Here is a 9,003-nt window from a genome sequence, read left to right as displayed (position 1 = left end):
CACGAAGAATTTGTATTTCAAGTTCTTTTTCACCTAAAAGTTTCTTTAGTTGTTCATTTTCTTTTTCTAGTATCTGAGACTCAACATCTTTATTAGTAGTTTTGGAAGTTTGTTTAGAAACTGTTGTTTTTCCATATTTTTTATAGTTATTTATCCATCTTGATAAGGTAACCGGATGAATATCATGACGTCTTGCTACTATACCTTGTTCACCAGTTTCTAAGGCTTCTTTAACTACTTTAACTCTAAATTCTTCAGTGAGTTGTTTTTTTGGCACTTAAATCCACCCCCTAAATTTATTATATTTCTATGGTTAATTTTGTCCAAATCTATTAGGGGGCTAAAAAGTTTATAACTATTATACATAAATAATTGCATAAAAGAAACTTATATTTTTAAAATAGTAAAAGAATAAAACTAGCTATAGAATTTTTCTAAAAAATTGTTTTTCTTCTTTAAATTTTATTAAAAGCTAATAGGTAAATATGTTATAATAGCTTTGTTAAAATACATGTTAGGGAGAGAGAAGGTATGTATACAACAGTTGAAGAAAAAATAAACAAGACAGTTGAATGGCTTAGAGAACAAGTAAAGATTTCAGGGACAAAAGGTATAGTTGTAGGTCTATCTGGAGGAATTGATTCATCAGTTGTAGGTTTTTTAATTAAAAAAGCTTTTCCAGAAAATTCAATTGGGGTTATAATGCCTTGCAAAAGTAATGATAAAGATAGACAAGATGCTGAAGCAGTTGCAAAAGCAGCAGGTTTAGATTATATAGTTGTAGAATTAACACAAGAGCAAGATAAGATTTTAAATAAAGTAATTGATACTCTTAATGAGAAAAATAAAGATACTAAAGCAAATTACAGATTAACCGATGCAAATTTAAGAGCGAGAATGAGAATGAGCACTTTATATACAGTAGCAAATTCTTTAAATTATTTAGTTGCTGGAACTGATAATGCAGCAGAATTATATACTGGGTACTTTACAAAATATGGAGATGGTGGAGTAGATATACTTCCAATTGCCAATTTGACTAAGAGGGAAGTGTATGAATGGGGTAGATTTTTAGGAGTACCTCAATCAGTATTAGATAGACCACCTTCTGCTGGATTATGGGAAGGTCAAACAGATGAATCAGAGATGGGTACGACTTACGACATGATTGATGACTTACTAGAAGGAAAAGAAATACCGGAAAAAGATAAAAAAATTATTGAAAGACTTCATAAGAGAACGGAACACAAGAGAAAAATGCCACCTATGCCACCGAAGTTTTAGTACTTATTATAAAAAATACTAAACATTTATATAAAAAATAGCAATATGTACTAAAGGAGGATATGTATGGCAGGACATTCAAAGTGGGCTAACATTAAACATAGAAAAGGAAAACAAGATGCTAAAAGAGCTAAGATGTTTACAAAACTTGCTAGATGTATAATGGTAGCAGCTAGAGAAGGTGGTTCAGATCCAGAATATAATTCAGCACTTAAAAGTGCAATAGAAAAAGCTAAAGCTGCTAATATGCCTAATGATAATATAGAAAGAGCTATTAAAAAAGGTGCTGGGGAATTAGATGGAGTAAATTACGAAGAAATTACTTATGAAGGTTATGGGCCAGGTGGAGTTGCCGTTTTTGTTGAAGTTTTAACTGATAATAGAAATAGAGCTGCAGCAGATGTAAGACACTATTTTACTAAATGTGGCGGCAATTTAGGTGCAAATGGTTGTGTATCATGGATGTTTGATAAAAAAGGTGTATTGATAATAGATAGAACTGATGAAATAGATGAGGAAGAATTAATGGTGCAGGCTATTGATGCTGGAGCTGAAGATTTTAATTCAGAAGAAGAATATTTTGAAATAACAACTGCTCCAGATGATTTTGCAAATGTAAGAGATGCTTTAAAACAGGCAGGATATACATTTTCAACTGCAGAAATATCATATATACCTCAAAATTATCAAAAATTAGAAAGTGAAGATGATATTAAAAATATGAACAAGTTAATTGATTTACTTGAAGATAATGATGATGTACAAAACGTATATCACAACTGGGATATGCCAGGGGACTTAGAGTAAAAAATTTTTAGGGACAAGGAGTTATTTCCTTGTCCCTAAAAATTTAGTATATTATATTAATTATCATAAGTATAGCTGCAATGAGATTAGTTGTAGCGAATATAAGTTTTAGATTTTTAGGTTTACTTTTAATAGCAAATTTACTTCCAATAAGACCACCTATTATAGCTATTATTGTAAGAGGAATGGCAATTTGAGGATTAAAATCACCATTTATACTATGACCTAAAAATCCCATCAATGCAGTTACTGCAACCATAGCTGATGAAGTTCCTACTGCTATTTCTATAGGAACACCACATGCTAGTACCATAAGTGGTATTTTAAATGTTCCACCGGAAATTCCAATTGCACCTGCAAAGAAGCCAACTGCTGCTGTTATGGGGATAGCTAACCATAAGTTAACTACATATTCACTACTACCAAATTTTCTTTTCCAATAGCCAAATTTTTTATCATTAGAAATGATTTTTTCTTTAACAGGAATAAACATGAATATAGATATAACTATTAACGAAATAGCAAACATTAATTTTAAAGTATTGCCTGCCCAATTAGATGCAAAATATCCTCCAACAAAAGCCATCATATCTGTAGGTGGGTCGATAATTAATGCTAATTTCCAATCTACTCGTTTATGTTTATTAAAAACAAGCATAGAAACAATAGAAGTTGCCATCATTATTAGTTGAGAAGATGTTGCTGCATTGTGCATTGAGATACCTGATAATACCATTGCTAATAGATAAAAATTTCCTCCGCCTTTACCTACCATTGACATTGTTACTGCTATTAAAAAGATAATTATACTCAAAATGAATATAGTTTCTATTTTAAACACTTCCTTTTCTACAAAAATATTTTAAAAATAAAACATGGAAACTTATTATATATATTAATCACCACACCATTGACAATGACAGTATCTAGGTCTTATTATTATTAATCCTCCAATTTAAACTTATTTATATTAATATGAAATAAAATATCTTTCACATAAAATATTATATTCTTTAGAAGAAAAAAATCAATTTGTTTTAATTCTTTCTTTTTTAATAAATTTATCCATTATTAGAATAAAAATTTTATAATTTATTTTTGTTATTAATTAGGTAAAAAGTTTAGGTTAACTTATTTAATAATATTTTTAAAGAGTGTAAAATTTTAAATTTATAGTGTGTCTAATAATTGAAAGGAGGGTTATGGGTGAATGAGAAAGTATTAAGCGAACAAGAATTTAACCGTTTGATAAATGAATATGGTACAGAAATTTTAAGACTGAGTTATTTATATTTAAAAGACTATCAATTAGCTGAAGATGCATGTCAAGATACTTTCTTAAAGGTATATAATAAATTTCATACTTTTAAAGGGGATTCATCAGAAAAAACTTGGATTACAAGAATATGTATTAATGTATGTAAGAACTATTTACGAAGTTCATGGTTAAAAAGAATTGTATTAAATGATAAAAAATTAAAAAATAAGAAAGATTTAGATAAAGAATTATTTAATAAAGTTGAAAACAATGATTTATTAAAGTCAATAATGAATTTAAAACCAAAATATAGAGAAGTTATTTTAATGTATTATTATCAACAATTCACTGTTAAAGAAATAGCAGAGATTTTATGTATTTCTGAATCAAATGTATACACTAGATTATCAAGAGCAAGGAAGGAATTAAAAGATAAAGGGATAGGAGGGATGGTTTATGAATAATCTTGAAAATTTAAAAGATTATATAGATAAAAATTTAGAAAGTATAAAAATTACTGATGATATTAAGAATGATATAATAGAGAAAAGTAAAATAAATACATATAATAACTTTAAGTATGGAGCTGTTATAGCATTACCTATATTATTGATATTACTAATATCATATTTAATTTTTAGAGAGCCAATAAGCTATGCTACACAAAAAGTATTAAGATATGTACCAGGTATAAATAAACTAATATATACAAGTTTTGAAAATCAGGCATATGGTCTTTTAAGTTCAGTAAAAATGTCTATTGGTGAGAAATATATAAAAGTTAATTCAGCTTATACTGAAGGTAATACTGTAATACTAATAGTGGAAGGCAATGTACCTTTAGTAATGGGAGACAATGCACCTTTAAAGAATAAGATAATTGCAATGGATGAATATAAAAATATAGCAGAATTAACGTCATGGGATATGATATGGGATGGAGATAGAAATTCTGACAATTATCAATGGAGTGGCAGAATTATTTACACATTTAAAGATGTGGTAAAGAGATTTAATTTAATTTATGGAAAATATAAAATTCCTATAATTATGACTAAATTACCAGAAGTCTCTCCTAAAGATTATAATTATATTTCCATAAAAGATATTGGTATTAATATTGCTGTAATAACCAATTATGTTCAAGATAAGTTAGAAGTAAATTTATTAGCACAAGTCAATGATCCTACAAAAATCATTTCTTTTCCATTAGATGACATTTATTTATTAAATGATAAGGGAGAAAAATATTATTGTGTAAATAAAAATTTAGAAAATACACTTTATTTTAATGGTAAATTTAAATCTAGTATAAAATTGGTTATTCCTTATATTTTAATTGAAGATACAGATTTAAAGACTAAAGTAGCTATAAGTAAAGATGATAAGTTTCCTATTAATATAAAAATTGGAGAAGATAATTTAATGATTAATAATGTTCAGTGGGTTGAGTATATTGAATGTTTTAATTATAAAACACCAGAAAAAGATTGTCATTTAATAAAAAAAGCAGCACAAAAAGTAAAACTAATTATTAATAAAAATTTAGTTGGAACAAATGAATTGAAATTATACAATATTTCAGCTAATGTAGATGAAAAAGAATTGAATAAGTATATAGTGGAAGGTGTTAAGTGCATATTTGTAGATCCAAGTGAAGAAAATGATTCCAAAATTACTAATGATAATTATAAAGAATTGGTGATTTCTAATATAAAGCAAGGACAACATAGGATTACTGTAACATTTACAAATCCTATTTTTTATACAACTAAAGAAGTAATAATTCCTATACAACCTTAATATAAAAAGAGAATCCTTGAAATCAAAAAAAGATTCTTTTTTTGTCAAATGAAAGAATTTTTATAGGTTTATTATCTATGTAAAAATATTGTAAGGGCTTTTTATATAGCGTATATTTTTTAAATATTATATATAAGGTTAAAAGTTATTTTATTATTTAAGATTGACAACCGAAAAACTAGAGTATAAAATATATGCACATATTATTATATAAATATATAATTATAGAACACCACTTTACAACTTTTAACTAAGCAATGTCTTTTTTAAATATAAAGTGGTAAACATATATAGAAACTATAGAATAAATTTTGCTATTTTCGATTATAGATACGAAACTATCAAAAATTAATTCCTTTAGAATTCTTTCTGAAACTAATCTTTTAATAACTTGTGGACTTTTAAACTTATAATTTGCAAAAGTTTCTGTTGTAAATGGAAGTATGCACACAAAGGTAAAGCTTATTGCAATTAGATTAATATATCTTTCAATAGCTATTTTACTTCTTACCATATAATTACCAAAAGACCAGAAAAATTTATGTTGATAAAATATAACTTCTATATTACATCTAAGGCTATAGGCATTAATGCTGCCTATTTTAGATTTATTACATGAATATTTGTAGTCATCAAATTCTTTATATGAAAAAATATTTAAATTCTCTGGGTTCTTTGTTGAAAGATACATTCTAATTGAAGAAAAAGATAGAGTATCAGTAGTTGTAACAGTAATATAAACTGGATTCTCAAATAATCTTATGATAACTTTTTTAGTTGCAATGTAGTATTTATCTACTTTTATATAAGAAAATGCTTGATAGTCTAATCGAGCACCTTTTTTTCTTGGTCTACCCCTTTTACTTGTAGGGGCAGGTGGTAAATCAAATATGGCAGTATCACTTCGTATTGCACCTATTAATCTAGATTGTTAAATTTCTTAACTGTGTTAAGTACTTTACCTTTAGAATACCAGTTATCACAAAGAAGGATAACATTGTATTTTTCTAAAAAAGGCATTATTATATCAATCATATTAGATGCGATTTCAAGTTTTGAGGTTTCTTTATCGTATATTTTATATCCTATTGGAAGAGATAAATACTTAATATTTTCATTGTGCCATAAAGGAACATTTATTACTAAAGAAATAAAGCAATGTCCATTTAGATAAGAAGATCCTATTTTCTTAGTATGATCAAAGAGTTTATTATAGCAATCAAATTTTTTACCGAATTTAGCTTGTAGAGTATCATCAATAGTTAAAAATATTTCAGCATTTATCAGATTCTCAGGTATTAATGATAAAATTATTTTCACTGTAGCTTGCATTAATTCATCAATGCTAAAGTTTGAATATGAAAGAAAATAATAAATTGAATTGAGTGCTTTACCAGTGTATTTCTTAATAAAATTGTCATATAAAAACTTAACTGAGCGAAGCTCTTCTAGGGAAAGTATGGCCATTATAAGCCAGTAAAAAATATCAAAGCTATGCTTCTTAAAAATGAATCTATAATTATTTAAATATTGATTTAATGTTTGTTTCATTGAAGTTTTGGGAATACTAATCATATCAAACGCCTCCTAGGGTGTTGGTTGTGCTATAATTAGTATTCCTAGGATTCAGGCGTTTGATTTTTCTATTTTATGGAAGCTGCCGCTTTATTTCTCGTAAAGTGGTGTAAAAATATTAGAGTATTTAATAATTATACAAGATAAAAACACCATTGCAAAGACTGTAAGATTTTTAATACCTGTAAAAATGAATGTTTTTATTATAACTATATTTTTTCTGGTAATATGTTTAAGCCTTCAAAATTTAACTGTCAAGTAGAGAAAGCATTAAATTATATCTATCTAAAAAACCTAGTTAAATAAATTGTTTTTGGAGCATATGTAGTAGTATATTAAAAAAAATAGAGGAGTGAATCTATTGAATATAAGCAAAAAAGTTATTTTCATAGCTGCATTTCTATTAACACTACTTACTATTTTTTATATAAAAGTAAATAGAAAAGAAAATATTAACAAACTTGACACAGTAGATAATATAGAAAAAGTTGAAGAAAATATAGATAGTAATTATTTAGTAGAAAACTCAGAGCACTTTAAAATATACTATACAATAAACAACAAAATATATGCTAAACATATATTAAAAGTATTAGAAAAAAATTATGATAAAATAATTAATGACTTAAAGCCTAGTGAATTACCTATTATAAAAGTTCGCTTATATCCAACTCAAAAAGATTTTTTTCAGTCAATACAGGAATATAATAGAAAGGATTGGGTAGTAGGAATTACTTGGGGAAAAGATGAAATAAGAATGTTGTCTCCAAATAATAAAGAAACGAGTCATTCTTATGATGAAATTGTTAAAACTGCAATTCATGAATTTACTCATATTGTTAGTATACATTTAAATAGTTATGCTAGTCAACATAGATGGCTATGGGATGGAATAGCTCTATATGAAGCAGGTCAAACTAGAAATTTAAAAAAACTTAGAATAAATAATGATAATTTGCCAAGTTTATTTGAGTTAAATACAAATATAGACCAACTTTAGCTATAGTTTAATAGAATACATAGTTAATAATTGGGGAATGGAGAAAGTTAGAGAATTAATTGTAGAAAATGGTGATTTAGAAAAAGTTCTACATATAAGCAAAGAGGAATTTGAAAAAGATTGGCATAATTATCTTATAAAAATAATGAAATAATATAGCATGCTAGAGATTGGATATTATGTAATTATGGTTGGTTTGATGTAAATGGCATCGTGAAAATGTACGATTATGGCATTTTGGATGTATGATAGAATTGCCTAAATCAGGCAAATCGGATTTACTTTGCCAAAACACTACATTTTTTAAAATGCCATAAAACAGCATTTTTTGAATGACATGTACAACGATGGACCTTTTTATCAGAGATAAATTTTTTACTGCATTTAAAACAGGGTTAAGTCCATTTTCTTTAATAAGTTCTAAAAGAACTATGAAATCCTTCGGATTGTTGATATAATAATCATAGTATATTGTTGTAGCTCTGGACACATCTGGTACCTTCCGGTACTCCAATGAAGTGTTCCAGGCTTCTTTTTTTAATGTATATATAAATAAAGTGATTAATATCAACTGGATAGGTTACACTTAATTAGACAGAAAAAACACGGACATGATATAATAAATAAACTTAAATTGGAGGTTAATCATGTCTAATAGGTCAAAAAGATACAAAGAAGAATTTAAAAAGCAGATAGTTAAATTAATCAAAGGTGGTAAAAGTCCAAGTGAAATAGTAAAAGAATATAACATTGCTAGATCGACTGTGAATAAGTGGGTTAAAGACTATACAACATCAGGCTCCTTTAAAGCAAAGGACAATAGAAGCCAAGAAGAAAATGAGCTAATAAGACTCAGAAAAGAAAATCAAAGATTAAAAATGGAGAATGATATTTTAAAGCAAGCGGCGCTGATAATGGGACGAAAATAGCTATTATTAAGGCTAATAAGCATAAGTACAGTATCAGCGCCATGTGTGAAATATTAAATATATCTAGGAGCCTTGTTTACTATACACCTAAAGAAAAAACACGTGATAGTAATCTAGAAAATAAAATTATAGAAATATTTAAAAATAGTAGAAATAATTATGGTACAAGAAAAATCAAGCATGAATTAAAAAAAGATGGATATCAGGTATCTAGAAGAAGAATTAGTCGTATTATGCAAAAATATGGACTAGTATCTAATTATACAGTTAAACAGTATAAGGTATATCCTTCAAAATGTAATGAAGAAAAAGCTGACAATATTGTTAATAGACAGTTTAATACAGAT

At 26.7% G+C, this 9,003-nt stretch carries 9 protein-coding genes and 1 pseudogene; 6 read left to right on the top strand and 4 right to left on the bottom strand.

All coding sequences use genetic code 11. The annotated features are described in order from the left end of the window. A partial coding sequence (locus BUA90_RS11840; RefSeq protein WP_072968477.1) for a transposase occupies window positions 1–277 on the bottom strand: 277 nt, incomplete at its 3' end. A gap of 254 nt (window positions 278–531) precedes the next feature. Here BUA90_RS11840 and nadE point away from each other — a divergent pair. Then, window positions 532–1,284: an NAD(+) synthase gene (gene nadE, locus BUA90_RS11835; RefSeq protein WP_072968839.1), complete on the top strand. Its 753-nt coding sequence runs from the start codon at window positions 532–534 to the stop codon at window positions 1,282–1,284. 66 nt (window positions 1,285–1,350) lie between these two features. Continuing rightward, window positions 1,351–2,091, top strand: a complete 741-nt coding sequence (locus BUA90_RS11830) for a YebC/PmpR family DNA-binding transcriptional regulator (RefSeq protein WP_072968838.1) — start codon at window positions 1,351–1,353, stop codon at window positions 2,089–2,091. Between the two features lie 43 nt (window positions 2,092–2,134). Here the strand turns inward: BUA90_RS11830 and BUA90_RS11825 are convergent, their stop codons facing one another. Further along, window positions 2,135–2,932 carry a sulfite exporter TauE/SafE family protein gene (locus tag BUA90_RS11825; RefSeq protein WP_242945098.1) on the bottom strand — a complete coding sequence of 266 codons (798 nt, stop codon included), beginning with the start codon at window positions 2,930–2,932 and terminating at the stop codon, window positions 2,135–2,137. Window positions 2,933–3,297: 365 nt separating this feature from the next. On the opposite strand from BUA90_RS11825, the gene BUA90_RS11820 reads away from it, so the two are divergent. Together BUA90_RS11820 and BUA90_RS11815 are read left to right on the top strand one after the other, a co-directional pair. After that, complete coding sequence (locus tag BUA90_RS11820; RefSeq protein ID WP_072968836.1) at window positions 3,298–3,813, top strand: RNA polymerase sigma factor; 516 nt, start codon at window positions 3,298–3,300, stop codon at window positions 3,811–3,813. Next, complete coding sequence (locus tag BUA90_RS11815; protein ID WP_072968834.1) at window positions 3,806–5,152, top strand: hypothetical protein; 1,347 nt, start codon at window positions 3,806–3,808, stop codon at window positions 5,150–5,152. The genes BUA90_RS11820 and BUA90_RS11815 overlap by 8 nt, the downstream gene beginning before the upstream one ends. Window positions 5,153–5,402: 250 nt before the next feature. On the opposite strand, the gene BUA90_RS12660 is transcribed toward BUA90_RS11815, so the two are convergent. Both BUA90_RS12660 and BUA90_RS12655 read right to left on the bottom strand, forming a co-directional pair. Further along, window positions 5,403–5,666, bottom strand: coding sequence for a hypothetical protein (locus BUA90_RS12660; RefSeq protein ID WP_242945097.1), 264 nt, complete (start codon window positions 5,664–5,666; stop codon window positions 5,403–5,405). Window positions 5,667–6,070: 404 nt separating this feature from the next. Then, window positions 6,071–6,727, bottom strand: a complete 657-nt coding sequence (locus tag BUA90_RS12655) for an IS701 family transposase (RefSeq protein WP_242945096.1) — start codon at window positions 6,725–6,727, stop codon at window positions 6,071–6,073. 361 nt (window positions 6,728–7,088) lie between these two features. Here BUA90_RS12655 and BUA90_RS11805 point away from each other — a divergent pair, with 361 nt between their 5' ends. Next, window positions 7,089–7,727 carry a hypothetical protein gene (locus tag BUA90_RS11805; RefSeq protein WP_072968832.1) on the top strand — a complete coding sequence of 213 codons (639 nt, stop codon included), beginning with the start codon at window positions 7,089–7,091 and terminating at the stop codon, window positions 7,725–7,727. A 647-nt stretch (window positions 7,728–8,374) separates the two neighbouring features. Beyond that, window positions 8,375–9,003 (top strand): annotated as a pseudogene (locus tag BUA90_RS12650) (IS3 family transposase); the annotation flags it as partial.

The sequence above is a fragment of the Caminicella sporogenes DSM 14501 genome (assembly GCF_900142285.1).
GTDB classification, from domain to species: domain Bacteria; phylum Bacillota; class Clostridia; order Peptostreptococcales; family Caminicellaceae; genus Caminicella; species Caminicella sporogenes.
Note: the sequence above shows the minus strand (reverse complement) of the source record. Positions and strands in the feature narration are given on the sequence as shown.

Coding starts and splice junctions, on each gene's coding strand:
- nadE (WP_072968839.1), top strand. CDS start 532: ATGTATACAACAGTTGAAGAAAAAATAAACAAGACAGTTGAATGGCTT.
- BUA90_RS11830 (WP_072968838.1), top strand. CDS start 1,351: ATGGCAGGACATTCAAAGTGGGCTAACATTAAACATAGAAAAGGAAAA.
- BUA90_RS11815 (WP_072968834.1), top strand. CDS start 3,806: ATGAATAATCTTGAAAATTTAAAAGATTATATAGATAAAAATTTAGAA.
- BUA90_RS12660 (WP_242945097.1), bottom strand. CDS start 5,666: ATGGTAAGAAGTAAAATAGCTATTGAAAGATATATTAATCTAATTGCA.
- BUA90_RS12655 (WP_242945096.1), bottom strand. CDS start 6,727: ATGATTAGTATTCCCAAAACTTCAATGAAACAAACATTAAATCAATAT.